Origin of the sequence: Nitrospira defluvii (assembly GCF_905220995.1) — a bacterium.
Lineage (GTDB): Bacteria > Nitrospirota > Nitrospiria > Nitrospirales > Nitrospiraceae > Nitrospira_A > Nitrospira_A defluvii_C.
In genome coordinates this window covers 1,262,349-1,277,685 of the sequence record NZ_CAJNBJ010000001.1, presented here as the reverse complement: position 1 = coordinate 1,277,685, position 15,337 = coordinate 1,262,349, and the positions used below count along the sequence as shown (strand labels likewise).

At 60.4% G+C, this 15,337-nt stretch carries 13 protein-coding genes; 3 read left to right on the top strand and 10 right to left on the bottom strand.

Annotated elements, in window-relative coordinates; all coding sequences use genetic code 11:
* Window positions 1–55 precede the first annotated feature (55 nt).
* The 10 genes from KJA79_RS06225 to pyk all read right to left on the bottom strand — a co-directional run bounded on the left by KJA79_RS06225 (window position 56) and on the right by pyk (window position 11,674).
* A complete protein-coding gene (locus tag KJA79_RS06225) occupies window positions 56–1,735 on the bottom strand; it encodes an ATP-binding cassette domain-containing protein (RefSeq protein ID WP_213041118.1) in 1,680 nt (559 codons plus the stop codon).
* Between the two features lie 917 nt (window positions 1,736–2,652).
* Complete coding sequence (locus KJA79_RS06220) at window positions 2,653–3,126, bottom strand: Lcl C-terminal domain-containing protein (RefSeq protein ID WP_213041117.1); 474 nt, start codon at window positions 3,124–3,126, stop codon at window positions 2,653–2,655.
* 76 nt (window positions 3,127–3,202) lie between these two features.
* Window positions 3,203–3,847, bottom strand: a complete 645-nt coding sequence (locus tag KJA79_RS06215; protein WP_213041116.1) for a hypothetical protein — start codon at window positions 3,845–3,847, stop codon at window positions 3,203–3,205.
* A gap of 81 nt (window positions 3,848–3,928) precedes the next feature.
* Window positions 3,929–4,888: a site-2 protease family protein gene (locus KJA79_RS06210; protein WP_213041115.1), complete on the bottom strand. Its 960-nt coding sequence runs from the start codon at window positions 4,886–4,888 to the stop codon at window positions 3,929–3,931.
* Window positions 4,889–4,903: 15 nt separating this feature from the next.
* Entirely contained in the window at window positions 4,904–5,746 is an 843-nt protein-coding gene (locus KJA79_RS06205; protein ID WP_213041114.1) for an MBL fold metallo-hydrolase, read from the bottom strand.
* Window positions 5,747–5,947: 201 nt separating this feature from the next.
* On the bottom strand, window positions 5,948–7,387 hold the full coding sequence (locus KJA79_RS06200; protein WP_213041113.1) for a M16 family metallopeptidase: 1,440 nt from the start codon (window positions 7,385–7,387) through the stop codon (window positions 5,948–5,950).
* Window positions 7,388–7,443: 56 nt separating this feature from the next.
* Entirely contained in the window at window positions 7,444–9,015 is a 1,572-nt protein-coding gene (locus tag KJA79_RS06195) for a M16 family metallopeptidase (RefSeq protein ID WP_213041112.1), read from the bottom strand.
* On the bottom strand, window positions 9,012–9,662 hold the full coding sequence (locus KJA79_RS06190; protein ID WP_213041111.1) for an HAD family hydrolase: 651 nt from the start codon (window positions 9,660–9,662) through the stop codon (window positions 9,012–9,014). The genes KJA79_RS06195 and KJA79_RS06190 overlap by 4 nt, the downstream gene beginning before the upstream one ends.
* A complete protein-coding gene (locus KJA79_RS06185; protein ID WP_213041110.1) occupies window positions 9,659–10,219 on the bottom strand; it encodes a hypothetical protein in 561 nt (186 codons plus the stop codon). Before KJA79_RS06185 ends, KJA79_RS06190 begins: the two co-directional genes overlap by 4 nt.
* Window positions 10,220–10,222: 3 nt before the next feature.
* Window positions 10,223–11,674, bottom strand: a complete 1,452-nt coding sequence (gene pyk, locus KJA79_RS06180) for a pyruvate kinase (RefSeq protein WP_213041109.1) — start codon at window positions 11,672–11,674, stop codon at window positions 10,223–10,225.
* Window positions 11,675–11,878: 204 nt separating this feature from the next.
* On the opposite strand from pyk, the gene KJA79_RS06175 reads away from it, so the two are divergent.
* The 3 genes from KJA79_RS06175 to KJA79_RS06165 all read left to right on the top strand — a co-directional run bounded on the left by KJA79_RS06175 (window position 11,879) and on the right by KJA79_RS06165 (window position 15,323).
* Entirely contained in the window at window positions 11,879–14,218 is a 2,340-nt protein-coding gene (locus tag KJA79_RS06175; protein ID WP_213041108.1) for a 6-phosphofructokinase, read from the top strand.
* A 160-nt stretch (window positions 14,219–14,378) separates the two neighbouring features.
* Entirely contained in the window at window positions 14,379–14,780 is a 402-nt protein-coding gene (locus KJA79_RS06170) for a guanyl-specific ribonuclease (protein WP_213041107.1), read from the top strand.
* Window positions 14,781–14,786: 6 nt separating this feature from the next.
* Window positions 14,787–15,323 carry a barstar family protein gene (locus tag KJA79_RS06165; RefSeq protein WP_213041106.1) on the top strand — a complete coding sequence of 179 codons (537 nt, stop codon included), beginning with the start codon at window positions 14,787–14,789 and terminating at the stop codon, window positions 15,321–15,323.
* Window positions 15,324–15,337: the final 14 nt, after the last annotated feature.

Genomic DNA, 15,337 nt, shown 5'->3' with positions numbered 1-15,337 from the left:
GGGGCTGTATAGCCGAACGGTCTGGCAGCCGAGGGCAACCACCGCGCGGCTGAACTCACCCCAGCATGACGCGGCGATCGACATATTCTCCGATGGAAGGGTCATTCGTGACGAAGATCACAGACCACGTTTCCTCTTTTGAACAGAGTCGCCGCAGCAGAATCTGCCTCAAATCCGGCTCCATGTTATGGAGCGTCCCGTCGAAGACAAGCAATTGCGGCCTCGTGACGATTGCGCGAGCAAGCAGAATGCGAAGAATCTGACTCTTCGTGAAGAGCTTCCCCCCTGCCAGAGTCGGGGTTTCCAGGCCCTGCGGCAATCTATCGGCTTCCTCATCTAATTCTGCGAACTTCAGCGCCCAGCGCAGGTCTTCAAACCGGACGGACGGGCGTCCGAGTGAGACGTTTTCCTCCAGTGTCCCGCCGAACAACGTGAGATGCGAATCGAGAACCAGTGCGCGGGCGGCATTGATATCGTCCATGGTCATATCGCGCAGATCCATATCGTTGAATCGAACCACCCCGGTGGTCGGGCGAGAGAGACCGGCCAGCAAGAGGGCAAGGGTGGACTTGCCCGTGCTGGTGCGAGAAATGACCGCCACCTTTTCCCCGGGAGCCACCTCCAAGTTGAACCCCGCAATGATCGGTGGGGAGTGGGGATAGGCAAAGCCCACGTCTTTGCACGTCACACGCAGTCCGTGGATGGTGGGATCGGGCAACCGTGCGAATGACGCCTCCTCTCTCAGATCATCTTTTGGAAGAGAGAACACCCGCGTCAGCTCATCGAAGGACGTCAAGATATAGGTCACGGCATAGATTCGACGCGTCACCGTATCGAGGTTCAGAAGGAGCGTGCCGACGATCACTTCTGCGGCAACGAACTGACCGAGCGTGATCTGCCCGATCGACAGCAGCCATCCGCCCATGCCGATCATGCCGCTATGGCAAATCGCCTCCCAGATCACCGTGCTGATGTACTGGCGCCAGGTCAGCACCCCTGAGCGAACCCTTCGCGCCGCAAGGTAAGACTCCAACAAGCGGTCGGTTTTATTCAGCAGTAACGGAGCGCTCTGGGTGGCCTTGAAATGCAGGCGGTTCTGCGCGATATCCTGCATCCAGGTCATGAGATCGTAATGGTGTTGTGAGACCGTCTGCGTCGCTCGAACCCCTCCTTGCCCGGAGGTGAATTGCACCAGAGCAAATCCACCGAGCAGGAAGGCGTTGTACACAAGGAAATACGGATGATAGACCACGAGAATCACCATCCCCGTAGCACCTGAGATGAAGACATTGATCAGGTCCACCAGCACAACCACCACGGCGCGCGGCAATAATTCCGCTTCTCCAAAGTAGTTCGCGTAGCTGGGCACGAACACTTCTTCCCGTACCCGTGGCAAGTGCTCCGTCATGGCGAGAGCGATACGGGTGTAGAGCCGTTGAAAGAGTATTTCCGTCGCGCTCGTCTGAAAGACCCGGAAGAAGCCGATGAAGAGGAGTCCGATCAGAATGATCAACGTGAGGGTGACGATCATGACCGGCTCGATCGAAAACGCAAATGTGCTGACGAGTTCCTGCACGGTCAGGGGAACGACCAGGGAGAAAAGAGCGATGGCCAAGGCGTAGGAGACGATGAGAGTGAGGACGCGCTGTTCGAGGCCGATCACCAGCGCCAGCCGGGAAACTTCCCCCCAGAAGGTGCTGCGAACCGGCTTCAGCTCTAAATAGCGACCGGGCATGAGAGTCTCTCAGGGAGAACGCCGTCCCGGATCGCACCGCACCGGTACAGCGTGATGAGGGACAGTCCCGCCGCGAGCAGGAGAGAGGAGCGAGCCATGAGGATCCTTACTGTCTTGGCTTCGTTGGCCTGGTGATAAATCCTCTTCGCTTGGTCAAACGGTTCAGGCATTCGGAGCAGAGCTCTTGCCGGCTGAGGTCGTCGAAGCATAGTTGGACAGAGCGCCTGGCGCAGCGCTCGCAATACAAGATCACGGCGGATTGTCGATTATTCGAGATCACAGTAGACTCCTTCGCTTTCCTTCCCCCATTCATTCATGCCCTGGGATGACCCAGCCGATGCCTCAGGCATCTCAGCCTCGCGCAGAAGAGACCATGTCTGCTGCCACCTCATGCACTCGAGGCAATTTTCGCAGAGCAGCAGTTTGCTCCATGGGTCGGAGATGAGCCGCGCGTCGGTTCGACTGCATCGCTCACAAGGATGATCCGTCGGTTCCATAACTTCACATTCCTATTCCGATCCGTTCATTTGAAGGATGCGACTATTCCGCTGCTGGCCTAAGCAACTCGTATGCCTTACTGTCCAAGCCAGGAAATCTATTGAATCTATGATGGTTTGGACCTATACGCCGAGTCGCCTACAGCGCCGCAATCCTGACCCAAGTAACATTCAGGCGGTAGTTCTGCAAAAATTGCACGTAGGCTTATAGTAGGAATGGCGTCCTGCCCATGGAAAGAAACAGCAATGCTCGCCACCGCTGCCCGACGCTCGAAGAAGTCTGCGTACGTGAGGCGCGTTGCCGTAACGGCGAGAGCTATTGGTAGTTGCCATCCATACGGGTTACGGATGGACGGAGAACCATCCCGGCAAATCAGGCTAGGCGTGGGAGGAAGGGACCACCGGCGAGATCGTCATGGCTTACTTACGCACATCCCCCAACACACACCAGAGCCGGCGCGTGCCGGATTTCTGGTCGGTCACAGCTTGGCCTGAGAAGAAACTCTGTTGCCAGGCGACAATCTCGTCTTTGGGATGGGCGGTGGCGGTCCAGTAGATGCCGGATCGGATATTGCGGAAGGGATGACCTTGCGGAAGCGAGGGATCCTGCTGATCGGGATCAACCAATGTCTTGATTTCGTCGATGGTCGGTGCCCGCCAGCCCTGCCGGCCTCCGACAGTTTTCGTCGCGCATCGCGCGACAGAGCGGTCCCACACATCAAAGACGTAATCCGGCTCGCGCTCCCAGACCAAGCCGGTCTTCTGGTCTTGTACCGCTTCGCCCTCGAACTGCAGCACAAACCGAGACGCTCCCTCGTCGGCCGGCGCGGTACCGGGCGAATAGGCGACCAACAGCAGGATCGACACCAGCATCGTGTGGCGACAAGCAGGCATGACGACGCCAGTGTGCCCGATGTCCGAGACCTTTGCAACGGGCTTGGAAGCGGCCGGGAGAGGAAACGAGACCTGGCTACCAATCGAGACGCCGATACTGGCGACGGAGGAGCCAAGCGCCCCAGAGCCACGACACCAGCATCAGCACGGTCCCGATGCCGTACGAGACATGCGCCAGGCGATGATCATACTCCAGCCAGCCCAACATGGTCAGGAGGTTGTTCCAGTCATGGGCATCGACTTCCTTCCCGGTAAATCCACCGAGCAACATCAGATCCATCGCACGGGCGTCGTTGATATAAGGCGCCACATCCATGAAGTTTTCCGCCGTCCACCAGAGCGCCACCGACCCGCCGAAGGGATCGCGCGTCTTGATGAGGAACGTGCCCAGACAAATCAGCGGCATGAGGATCTGGCCAAGACTGCCGCCGAGGATGGTCATGAATCGCCCCAAGGGCATGAAGATCAGATGCCCGGCTTCATGAAACGGCAGGTTGATCAGGTGGAGAAAGAATTCCCCTGTGTAATTAGTTTCGAGCGGCGTGGTGATCAACCGCCAACCCCACCAGGTCAGCAAGAAGAAGACCAGTACACGCCCGGCAAAGTAAAAGGGATTGACCGACTCCTCAGTGACGAGCAACCACTCCTCGAGCAACCGTGCTCCGGTCGATTGGTGAATCGGCGGGAGCGGCACTGCAGCCGGACGTAGGGAACGATGCATCTTGGCGAAGATGATGCCGCAGCGAGCGCAGTCTACCCGCCCCTCGTCCTGTTCCCATCCGCATTTTTCGCAATGCATGGGTTAGCGGAGAATGAACGGCTCCCAGGAAAACGTCACGACAAAGATGATCAGGGCAATCCATCCGATGAACAGGCGCAGGCCACCGAGTTCTCGCCCTGGATTCCGCACGGGGGGATGCGCCAGCCCCATCAGACCGGCGAGCCCGACCCACAAGAACCACCCTTTCCACCCCAACCAGCCAAACACCATCAGAATCGGAATCAGGGCGACCGCCACGCTGCGTTGACGTTCCCCCAGCAGCGCATAAGCCACATGCCCGCCGTCCAATTGGCCGATCGGCAGCAGGTTGAGCGAGGTAATGAAGAGGCCGAACCAGGCGGCAAAGCCGACCGGATGCAGGATCACGTCGGCGGTGGGGGACAAGGGCCCGATCACGACCCAGGAGGCGAATTGTAGCAGCAGCGGTTCCCCGAGGTGCATGCCGTAACTGGTTTGAATCGGCACGACCGTCGAGAGCCGGAGTCCGATGATGAGCGCGATCACCGCGACCACGAATCCGGCGATCGGGCCGGCGACCCCGATGTCGAACAGCGCCCGGCGATCCGTCAGCGGAGCGCGCATGCGGATAATCGCCCCGAATGTCCCCACGAAATGCGGCAACCCCGGCACGAACAGGGGCAAGGAGGTCGGCACACCGTGCAACCGCGACAAGACATAGTGACCCAGTTCATGCGTGACGAGGATCCCAAGCAGCGTTGCGGCGAAGGGGATCCCGCTCCACAAGGAGCGTGGCTCATCCATGAGAAAATCCCAGGGACCGACCAGGGGATTCGTGTTGGTTTGATACGCGCCGGCCCAGAGGACGGTAAATACGGTGAGTGCAAACAGAATTACGGGGAGCACGAAGGCAGAGAAGTGTGGTCGCTCGTCTTCCTCCCACTCCTCGTCCTCATCCTGATCGGGCTCGACAGGAGTCAGATCGTCCGGCATCAGCGGCTGCCCCGACTCGTCACGATTCATGCAGACTCTCCGGCCTCACGGAGCAGCAGAAAACGGGTTGTGCAGCAGTTCTTCCCTCACCGTCGTGGCCGGCCCATGCCCCGGAAACAGCACCGTGTCCGGATCCAGGGTTAAAACACGCTCGCGGACCGACTGCAAATGAGTCTGGTACAAACCGGCGGGATTCGAACGGCCGATCGAGCCGGCGAACAGCGTATCGCCCACGAAACAGATCGGGGAGCCATTCTGCTCAAGCCGATAACAGATGCCGCCTGGGGTGTGGCCTGGCGTCGGCATGAACCGCAGCGTAAGGCCGCCGACCTGCAGCGTTCCACCCGGCTTCGGCACGTGCAGCAGCTCCGGTGCGGGCCGCCAATCAAGCAAGTCGAGATCGTCGGACCCGAGATAGACCGGCACAGGATGAGTCTGCAGAATCACCTCAATCCCTTCGGCATGGTCGGAATGCCCATGAGTGAGACAAATCGCCCGTAGACGCAGGTTTCGTGCGGCCAACCTCTCCAACATGGCACCCGCATTGTACGCGGTATCCACAATCACGGCTTCCCCGCGATCATGGACGAGGTACCCCTTGACCTCGTAGCCGCCGATGGAGCCCAACACCGTCTCGATATGCGAGAACGTCGAGGGAATGGCCTGCGGCGTCCAGCCCTCGGCCACCTGCCCCAGCGGATCGGCCCTCAAGCCGAGCGCACGCGCCACGGCTTGCACCTGTTCGCGACTCTGCGGAGCCTGGCCACGTTCCAATCCGGCCACATCCGCTTCCGAAATTCCGGCCGCGCGCGCCACATCTGCGACCGACCGCTGCTGACCGGTTCGGGCCTTTTTGATGATATCGCTCAGTTCGTCTTCAAGAGGCATAGTGAGTTCTATCTAGCCTTATTTCGATTGGGCGTATGACCGCATGGACCGTCACTGCAGGAATCGTATCAATCTCTTTTCTCACATCAACGCCCTGGCGCACGGCAGGTCGGGGCGGCTTTCACTGCGCGCGTACAACGAGGGCCTTCTGAGGCCGCGCGTTGCGCGAGCAAAGAGCCACTCGATCTGCAGCCCTCCCCCTCAGCTTTCCGGCGCCAGCGTAATTTCCTTCACCTCACCGAAACTCGCCAGCACTTTCGACAGGGCCTCGCCGGAGCCGACCGCGAGAATCCGCAACCGTTCCGGATTAAAATGAGCCTTCGCCGCCCGCTGAATATCCTCCTTCGTCAGCTTCACCACCTTGTCCCGAATCTGCTGCAGCCAGTCTTTCGGCAACCCGTCATATTCCAGATCCATCAACCGCCCCACAATGCTGGAGGCGCTGGTGAATGAGAACACGAACGAGTTGACGTAGGCCTCCTTGGCCTCTTCTAACTCGCTGTCCGTCACCGGCTCATTGCGCATGCGCTCCATGTTCGCCACGAAACGATTGACCACTTCCTGTGTGGAAGCCAGCTTGGTCTCCGCGCGCATCAACCACACGCCTTCATCGTAGACGCTGGCGCGCAGACCGCTGCCCACCGAGTAGGCCAGTCCTCGCTTGGTGCGCACGTCATTGAACAACCGGCTGCGGAACGAACTACCGCCCAGAATATCATTGGCGATGGCCACCGCCACGTAATCCGGGTCGGTTTCCTTTACGGTTAGGTGCCCCACGCGCAAGTGGGTTTGCGACGTGTCCTTACTGATGAACCGCACGACCCCGGTCTTGAGCTCCGACTCAGCCACAGGGGGAATCTTCACCTCGGATACCGACCCCTTCGCCCAGTCACCAAACGCCTCGCGCAACAGCGCCAGCATCTCGCCCTTCTCGAAGTCGCCGGTCACGCCCAACATGATGCCGTTGGGATGGACCGTCTGCCGATGAAAGGCGATAAGATCTTCGCGGGTCAGCGATTCGATCGACCGCACGGAGGTTTCGCGCGCGCTCGGATGGGTCGCGCCATAGAGCAGCTTGGCAAATTCCCGCCCGACGATGGAGCCCGGGCTGTCCTGCCGACGGCGAATGCCCTCCAGCGCCTGTAATTTCGCCAGTTCCACTCGGCCCTGCTCAAACGCCGGCCGCCGCAGCAGATCGGCAAAAATGTGCAAGCCGCGTTTCAGATCTTTCTTCAACACGTCAAGCGAGGCAGAGCCGGACTCCTTACCGAATCCGATGGAGATGGTCGCCGCCAACTGTTCCAGTTCTTCATCGACCTCGTCCGGTGACATTCCCGCCGATCCGCCTGTGCGCATGACGGCGCCGGTCATGCCTGCGAGACCGACTTTGTCCGCCGGATCCAGCCAGCTGCCCGTCTTGAGCGTGGCATTGATGGTGACCAACGGCAACTCGTGGTCTTCAAGGAGATAGACGACCATGCCGTTGTCGAGCACCAGGCGTTCCGCATCAGGCGGATTGAACACCACCGTCGGAAATCGCATGGTGCGCGGATTCTCCGCAGCAAGGTCCGCCGCCAATCCGACCGTAGCCTGCAAGACGATCACTACCAGCACCGCCAGCATCGACGTCCATCCTCTCATTCCACATCCTCCGAAACGTTCACGTTTCACGAGATACGCTTCACGAATGACGCGCCTCATCGGGACACCTCACCCACGGCCGCCATCTTCTTCTCCGGCGCCTTTTTCACCAACACGCCCACCGTGCGGTTGGATTTCGTCAAATACTGCGACGCCACGCGCTGCACATCGGCGGGAGTGACTGCCGCAATCCGGTCGCGCGCGCTCAGCACATAGCGCCACGTGCCGGCCACCGTTTGATAAAACGCCAACTGCGACGCGAGCCCACTATTTGAACGCAGTGACCGTACCAGGTCCGCGTCAAGTCCGTTGAGAACGCGCTCAAACTCCTTGGTCGAAATCGGCTCGGTTTTCAGTCGATCAAGCTCGTCATAGATGGCCGCTTCCACTTCCGCAGTCGTATGGGGCGCCAGTGGAGTCGCGGCGATCACAAACAAATTGGGCGCGCGAACACCGGGATAGTTGGTATCCGACAACACGGAGGCGGCCAGCCGCTTGTCCCGCACCAGCGTCCCGTACAATCGCGAGGTCACGCCTTCCGTCAGCACTTCATCGATCACATCGAACACGAAATCGTCCGGATGCCCGATGGTCGGCTTGTGGTAGCCGATGGCCAGCGCCGGCTCGGCGTCGAACTCGATTTCGACGCGCCGCTCTCCGCGTTGCGGCGGCTCTTCCGTCACGAGAGTCGGAATGGGCGGCGCGGCCGGAATCTTGCCGAACGTCTGGTCGATCAAGGCAATGACGTCCTTCGGGTTGATATCACCGACGATAGCGACCGTCGCATTGTTCGGCCCGTAGTAGGTCTTGAAGAACGCCTCCGTCGCGGCAGGCGTGAGCGCCATGATGTCCGAGCCCCAGCCGATCGTCGGCACCCCATACTGATGCGCCTGGAACGCGGTGGAGGTGAACGTTTCGTACAGCAGCCCGTTAGGACTGTCGTCCGTCCGCAGGCGCCGCTCCTCCATGACCACTCCCCGCTCCTTGTAGAACTCGCGCAGCACAGGGTGCGCCATGCGGTCGGATTCCAGCGCGGCCCAAAGCGGCAGCCGATTCGCAGGCAGGCTGATGACATACCGTGTGATATCTTTGCCGGTCGAGGCATTCAATCCGACTCCGCCGTGGCGTTGATACAACAGGGCCATTTCGTTGCCCACCACGAACTCGCCGGCCTTGTCCTGCAGTTCCTTGAACCGCCGCTGCAGTTGTTGCACCTCCTGGGAGGGGGCATACGGCTTCCCTTCCGTCTCCGCGCGCGTCGATTCCTCTCGCTCCCGCCGGTCCAATTCATTCCCGACCAGGGTCAGATCGTCGAGTACCGCCTGCTCCCGCTCATAGTCTTTGGTACCGACCGTCCGGGTACCCTTGAACGCCATGTGTTCGTAGAGGTGCGCCAAGCCGGTCAGTCCGACCTGCTCGTTGACGCCACCGACGCCGAAGGTCATGTTGATGCTGACGATCGGGGCTTGATGCCGTTCCACCATGAGCACGGTCATCCCGTTGGTGAGCTTGTGTTCAATCACCCGGTCGGCCAGACTCGGAGACTCAGCGTACCCGGGCGCAACCGCCGCGAACATGCCGGTCAGGATCAGAACCCCCATCATGCGTGCGCGTTCGATGCTGATCATATGAAGAGCTCCATCAATTCTTCCGGTCGTTCAATAAACCAATCGGGCTGGCAGGCCGCCATCTTTTGTCGATTGCCCATGCCATACCCCACCGCACAGACCCGAATGCCCGCATTGTGCCCACCGTTGATATCGTTCGTGCTGTCGCCGATGAGTACCGTGCGATCCTTCTCGACTCCGAGTTGTTCCATCACATGCACCAGCATGCCCGGCTCGGGCTTCAGGCCGAACCCGTTGTCGCCGCCAACTACGTAGGCAAAATGTTTCGGCCCAAGCCCGTTCAGAATGACATTGGTATATTCGATCGATTTATTCGTCGCCACGGCCTTGGGCTTGGCGGAGAAATGCGTCAGGACCTTGTCGATGCCGGGATAAAACACCGTGCGATCGAGACAATGATCCAGATAGTGTCCGCGAAAGATCCGGAGCGCCTCGTCATATAAGTCGGTCTTGCCCTCGCCCACCGCCAGACGCAAGAGCTTCTTCACGCCGTCACCGACGAATCCGAAAATTTCTTCCTGCGGGCGCTCAGGGACGCCCAAATCGCGCAGCGTCAAGTTGACACTGTCGGCGATATCCCATTTCGACTCGATGAGGGTCCCGTCGAGATCGAAGATGAGCAAATCGACTTCAGCCTTCTTTGTCATTCTTTCGCCTTTCGTAACTCTTCCTGCAAGGCGGCCAGAGACGCCTGCCGCGTCCCGTCCTTCTCCTCCAACATGGCCTGCCGCACAAAGTTCAGCATCCGCTTCTGCCCGACGTGCGGCGGCAGGATGGGTTCCACGATTCTCCATCGTCCGTTCTTAACCTTCAACCGAACACGGGCCTGCTCGGCGCCGGGCTCCGGCACGAATCCGGCCGTATCCAAATACATGACGCCCAACACGTGAAACTCCACCGGCACGATCACTTCCAACCGATTCACGATCTCCCACTGCCGAAAATCGTCCGGCACCGTGAAGCCATGAATCACGATGACCTTGCCCCAGGCCGGCTCTTCTTTCCAATCCACATACCCGGCCACCGACTCGAACGAGGCGGCATCGAGCCGCACGCCTTTATTATCAAGTGTGAAATATTTTTCGACGACCTTCGCCGGCGAATGCGTCACCGAGCTGGTTTGCGCGAGACCGGGCAGGGCCCAAGCCGCCAGCCAAACCAGGCCCATCATCAATCCGATGATCCGCCGCCGCACATGCGTCATGCCCTATCCTACCTCATGCAGTTTCATGAGATTCGTCCCCCCGGGCTGCCCGATTCTGGTCCCTGACAAAATGACAATGCGCTGCCCAGGCGACACGAGACCTTCCGCCTTCAACCGACGCTCTGCTTCGTTGACCCGCTCGTCGGTGGTCGGAATCTGCACCATCGTATGTGGGAGGACTCCCCAGTATAAGGCCATTTGCCGGCGAACCGGCGCAAAGGGGGTAAAACTAATAATCGGGGCAGCCGGACGTTGTTTCGACACCAGCCGGGCCGTCATGCCACGTTCGCTGAACGCGACAATCGCACTCGCGCCGGTCGCAGCGGCAGCCGATGAGGCAGACAGGCAGATAGCCTCTTCGAAACTCAGCCGTCTCTCCTCCTTCGCGGCCCTTCTGACGAATGCCGGCCCCGTTTCGACTTCCGCCGCCCGGACGATTCGGTCCATGACCTGCACCACCTCAACCGGATACTGTCCGACGGCCGTTTCCGCCGAGAGCATCACGGCATCGGTTCCGTCGAACACGGCATTGGCGACGTCCGACGCCTCCGCCCTCGTCGGTCGCGTATGTTGAGTCATCGATTCCAGCATTTGCGTCGCGGTGATGACCAGGCGCCGATGACGATTGGCCGTCGCGATGATACGCTTTTGCAAGACCGGCACCGCCTCCGGCCCCAGTTCCACGCCGAGATCGCCGCGCGCGACCATCACTCCGTCGGCATGGGCGAGAATCGCCTCCAAATCCGTCACGGCTTCCTGTCGTTCGATTTTTGCGATGACCGGTACATCGCCACCACACTCGGCGATCAACCGCTTCGCGGCAATGACATCCTCCGCCCCACGCACAAACGACAGCGCGATATAGTCCACACCCTGCGCCACACCGAATCGCAGATCGTCCCGGTCTTTGTCCGTCAATGTCGGGGCGCTGACCACGGTGCCCGGTAAATTCATGCCCTTGTGGGACGTCACGCGACCACCCACCACCACCGTACATTCCACCATGCCATCGACGACGCGGTCGGCCGTCAATTCCACAAGCCCGTCATCGATCAGTATTTTGGCCCCCGGCCGAATGTCCCTGGTCAGCGCCTGGTAGGTGACCGGAATTTCTTGCATGGCGCCGGGGGAGAGCGCAGTCCGGGCGCCGATCTGCCCGCCGGATCGTAAGGTCATGGTCCGCAACCGGACACGGCCACCGGCGACCAACACCAAGGCGCCGTCGATCTCTCCGACGCGAATGCGCGGGCCCTGCAGGTCTTGGATGATGGCGACGGCGACGCCCTGACGGTCGGCCGACTCGCGAATGACTTTGATCGCATGCCCATGGGAGTCATGGGTGCCATGGGAAAAATTCAGGCGCGCCGCGTTCATGCCGCTCTGGATCAGCTGATCAAGCACAGCCGCGCCATCGCTCGCCGGACCGATGGTGCAGACGATTTTAGCTTTACGCATGGTGCTGTGCTTCTGTCTTGACAAGAGTGGCCCGACACACCATCTTGTACGTAGACGGTGAGACGCAATGCGCGTGTGACCCGGTCGGGTCATTCTAACAAACCCGTCCCCATGCCGCAAAAGAACATCTCCCTGATGAATGGAGCAGTAGCGGGCCGAACCACATGAGGTGATCGTACCAATTCGAACCCCACGAGGCCGGATATGAGCGGATCGGACAAGCAGGCCAGCGACCAACTGGATTTCGTCACGCTGGAAGGGTTATTGGCGTATGGTGAAACCCTCGCTCGACGCGTCTCGAGCGGGCGATACCTGTTGCCGCCGTCCCCTCCCCCGTCCACCGACAGACCGGAGCGCGCACGAGCCGCTCTCGACCGCATCAAGGCCTTCATCCAGCGGGCACAAGCCGGCCTGCCCAGCGCCGAAGCGTATCGCACCGCTCGACAGACATTGCTGACGGAGGCCTGCGGCGGCGACCCGGTGGTGTTCTTCGCCGCCTGGAACCTGTTACTCGCACGCGGAGAACTCGCGCCGTTGTATCGGGCTCCGATCGGCGCCACACAAAAACCCACCCATCGCCGCCCGGTGGCGATCGTCCCGCGAACCCAACTGACGCCCCAACTCGCCGAAGGGCGCATCGTCCTCGACCTGGGCGACGACCGCTTCTGGCTGCTACCCCGCGACCTCGGCGACCGCACGCTGTTTCTCACGATGCGCCATGGGGTCTCGGAAGTGGAAAGCAAGACCCATCGCGTCGGACGGCGACTGGCGAATGTGTTGGATCATGAGCGCGGCGTGCCCAGAGCGGATGCGGTTGGGGCAGCCCTGGCCCGCATGGTGGGCGTCGTCGGCCAGCAATTGGGCTATCTGCAGCTCCGTAACTACCTGGATCCTCGCACGTTCCTGCACCTCATCAGCCACAGCCCGAATACCGAACAACTCTGCCGACGCATCACCCAAGCATTACTGCCCGACCGGACGGATGCCGTGCATCCCCATGTCGAGGCGACCCTGGAGTCACAGGATTTCGGCTGGGTCACGGGTATGGAAAAACAAGCGGAGATCGACGCAGCGGCCCAAGCCTTCGGCGTTGATTCAAAGACCGCCAAGCGGCTGATTAAGCACCCCTTCTACAGTTATCCCGGCGGGCATTCATTTTTCGATCTGTACGTCGATGTGATCGACGGATTGCACTGGTTGGGCCGGGCCCATCCCGGAGAAGTGCTCTGTCTGTATACCCATAGTTCGACATTACGCGCACTGCGCATCTACCTCGATCCTCGCCCCTTCCGCGAAGCCTTTTCCGAGTTCGGCGAATACAAGGAAGGCCAGGACAATGTGGTGCTGCTGACCTTGGAGAACGGTAAGCTCTCCGGCTACTCCACCGCCGTGGGCTTGATCGAAAGCGACCGGGTTGCTCGAGAAGCCTGGGTCACTGTGGAACGGGAGCGCAGCCAGCGCGTCACGCTCAAGCCGAAACGGATCAAGCGCCTCCTGGCTTTGGTCTCCGGGGGAGATTTCGGCGGCGCCGGGGCGGCCTTGAAGGAATTGCGCGTCACCGGGAATCGTTTCGGGCTGGAGGTGTTCTTCGTCCGGCATGGATTCCTGGGTCTGGCCAACAACTGGATCGATGCGGTCACCGAAGAAGATACGCGGGGCATGAGCAGCCATGCCAGCAGCCCCATCGGCAGCAGCCGCTTCGAGGACTTCAAGGACGAACAGGTGCAACGCGCCGCCATGCGTTCCCTCACGCCCTATCTCGAGGATTCCGCACTCGTCGTCCTCGGAGGCGACGGAAGTTTGCGCGGCGCGCGGGCCATCCACGAAACCTACGGCGTCCAGGTGGTGGGCATTCCCGGAACCATCGACAACAATATCGCCGGCACGACCTCGCTGGGCTTCCACTCCGCGGTTGCGCTCGCGAATCAATCCATCGAATCGCTCAAAGCCACCAGCGCCGCCATGGGCAGCATCTTTTTTGTCGAGGTCATGGGGGCCGGATCCGGCCACCTGGCGCTGGCCTGCGCTTACCAGGCCAGGGCGGAGGGCATCCTGGTCAACGAGCATCCTGACCCTGACGCGTACATTGAGGAGGTGGTGCTCGGCACACTGAAACGCACGTTGGGTGTTCCCAATAAGAGCCACATCTTTATCGTGGCGGAACGGACACCCCACCGTCACCACAAGGAAGGCGGGGTCCACGGGCTGGTCGATTATGTGGCCCAGACCATTGCCTCCTGGCCGCCGCGCAAAGAAACCTCCGGTCACTATTCGCTGGCCTCGGCCACGAAGGCCACGATTCTTGGACATACGTTGCGGGGTGCGCCTCCGACACCGGAAGATAAAATGATCGCGCAGCACTTGGCCTACGAAACGGTCCGCCGCCTCGTTGAACAACCGGAGAGCATCGTCGGCTGCATGGTGGCGTATCACGATCCCCACCGGATGGAAACGATCCCGCTCCACGCGGTGTCGCCCAAACCGTTCGACTGGGAATTGTTCACGCGCATGCATGGAGCCGAGCTGCCGAACGACACGGTGTGAGGCGACTCGCACGGCTCCGGAGGCCTGGCCCGCGACGTTGACCGCTCCCATGTGACATGTTAGGGTCTGATTCTGTCGATGTCACCGGTTGCGAATGACGATGTCTAGTCGACGCCTCACAGGTGTTCTCCTTTGGCTCTGCGCAACCCTTCTGCTGCACATGGGATTCTCCGTCGCCGGTGAACCCCGCAGCACCCTGCAGGAGGCGCCGGCTTCCACCCTCGCGTCCGCATCCGCTCAGGCCCCAGCCTTTCAGGACGGGTTAGTTCGTGCTGGCCCCCAGGCCACCCAGCGAGACGTTCGGGATACCATCCCTTCAGCCGCCCGGGAAACCCTCAAGGCCATTGAGGAACGACATGGGAAACCCCTGCCCGGGTATGTGGGAGGACGCACGTTCCAAAATCGCGAGCGCGTGCTTCCACGCGGCCGCTATCGTGAATATGACGTCCATCCGAAAATGGCGGGGAAAAATCGCGGGGCCGAACGCATCGTCATCGACCAACGCAGCGGCAAGGCCTATTACACGGCCGATCACTATCGCTCTTTTATTCCGATGAATTGAGGAGACATGTCGCTTACCGCACTCCAGTCAATAAAAAAACCCTGGGCGCATCTCCTGGTGCATGCCGAAGGAGAGGCGCTCGATAAACTGCTCTCCGTTCCCGCGCATTTTATCACCAAGATCATCTCCGGCAAAAAATGCAGAACCAAGGCGGGACTGCTGGATGAGTTCAGCCGGGTCTTCTCTTTTCCGGACTATTTCGGCCACAACTGGGATGCCCTCGAAGAGTGCCTGGCCGACCTGGACTGGTTGCCGGCCAAGGGCTACCTCATCGTGGTGACGGATGCCGACCAGGTGCTGACGAAACCGGACGAGGAGGACGACTTCGAAACGTTTGTCGAAATCCTGAATGAAGCCGGTGAGGCCTGGAGCCTGAAAGAATCCGAAGACGCCACTGGCGACGGCCTGCCGTTTCACGCAGTGCTGGCCGTGTCCGAGCGGCATAAGCGCAGTCGTCATAATTGGTTCGCCCCACCCTTAGCCATGGAACGGAAGACACCCAAGTCCGCAGGGACCAAGGGGTCAAAACCAAGCGGTCGCTAGGTCGTTCAGCGACC

Bases quoted from the DNA above. Each gene is read 5' to 3' on its own strand.
- KJA79_RS06225 (WP_213041118.1), bottom strand. From the start codon at position 1,735: ATGCCCGGTCGCTATTTAGAGCTGAAGCCGGTTCGCAGCACCTTCTGG.
- KJA79_RS06220 (WP_213041117.1), bottom strand. From the start codon at position 3,126: ATGCCTGCTTGTCGCCACACGATGCTGGTGTCGATCCTGCTGTTGGTC.
- KJA79_RS06215 (WP_213041116.1), bottom strand. From the start codon at position 3,847: ATGCATCGTTCCCTACGTCCGGCTGCAGTGCCGCTCCCGCCGATTCAC.
- KJA79_RS06210 (WP_213041115.1), bottom strand. From the start codon at position 4,888: ATGAATCGTGACGAGTCGGGGCAGCCGCTGATGCCGGACGATCTGACT.
- KJA79_RS06205 (WP_213041114.1), bottom strand. From the start codon at position 5,746: ATGCCTCTTGAAGACGAACTGAGCGATATCATCAAAAAGGCCCGAACC.
- KJA79_RS06200 (WP_213041113.1), bottom strand. From the start codon at position 7,387: ATGAGAGGATGGACGTCGATGCTGGCGGTGCTGGTAGTGATCGTCTTG.
- KJA79_RS06195 (WP_213041112.1), bottom strand. From the start codon at position 9,015: ATGATCAGCATCGAACGCGCACGCATGATGGGGGTTCTGATCCTGACC.
- KJA79_RS06190 (WP_213041111.1), bottom strand. From the start codon at position 9,662: ATGACAAAGAAGGCTGAAGTCGATTTGCTCATCTTCGATCTCGACGGG.
- KJA79_RS06185 (WP_213041110.1), bottom strand. From the start codon at position 10,219: ATGACGCATGTGCGGCGGCGGATCATCGGATTGATGATGGGCCTGGTT.
- pyk (WP_213041109.1), bottom strand. From the start codon at position 11,674: ATGCGTAAAGCTAAAATCGTCTGCACCATCGGTCCGGCGAGCGATGGC.
- KJA79_RS06175 (WP_213041108.1), top strand. From the start codon at position 11,879: ATGAGCGGATCGGACAAGCAGGCCAGCGACCAACTGGATTTCGTCACG.
- KJA79_RS06170 (WP_213041107.1), top strand. From the start codon at position 14,379: ATGGGATTCTCCGTCGCCGGTGAACCCCGCAGCACCCTGCAGGAGGCG.
- KJA79_RS06165 (WP_213041106.1), top strand. From the start codon at position 14,787: ATGTCGCTTACCGCACTCCAGTCAATAAAAAAACCCTGGGCGCATCTC.